A 420-nucleotide genomic window follows, 5' to 3' on the forward strand; every position below is an offset into this window, starting at 1 on the left:
TGCGGGATGAAAGCTTTGGGCCTGTGGTGGGCATCATGAAGGTCTCGTCCGACGAAGAGGCGATTGCCTTGATGAATGACAGTGAATTTGGCCTGACCGCGAGCCTCTGGACCAAGGACCTCGACCGTGCCGCCCGTGTGGGAGATCAGGTTGAAACCGGGACGGTCTTTATGAACCGGGCGGACTATCTGGATCCGGGTCTTTGTTGGACCGGCTGCAAAAACACCGGGCGCGGTGGCGGGCTGTCCGTGATTGGCTTCCACAACCTGACCCGCCCGAAAAGCTATCATATGAAAAAGGTGACATCATGATGTTGCAAGGAAACTGGTCCTATCCGACCGCGATGAAATTTGGGGCGGGCCGGATCAAGGAATTGCCGGACGCCTGTGCGCAGGCCGGCATGAAACGCCCGCTTCTGGT

The 420-nt window shown here is 58.1% G+C and carries 1 protein-coding gene; it reads left to right on the forward strand.

What is annotated here, in order from left to right:
* A partial coding sequence (locus O2N63_RS17505) for an aldehyde dehydrogenase family protein (RefSeq protein ID WP_271055600.1) occupies positions 1-311 on the forward strand: 311 nt, incomplete at its 5' end.
* Between the last annotated feature and the right edge of the window lie 109 nt (positions 312-420).

This window comes from Aliiroseovarius salicola, from assembly GCF_027891095.1.
GTDB lineage: Bacteria > Pseudomonadota > Alphaproteobacteria > Rhodobacterales > Rhodobacteraceae > Aliiroseovarius > Aliiroseovarius salicola.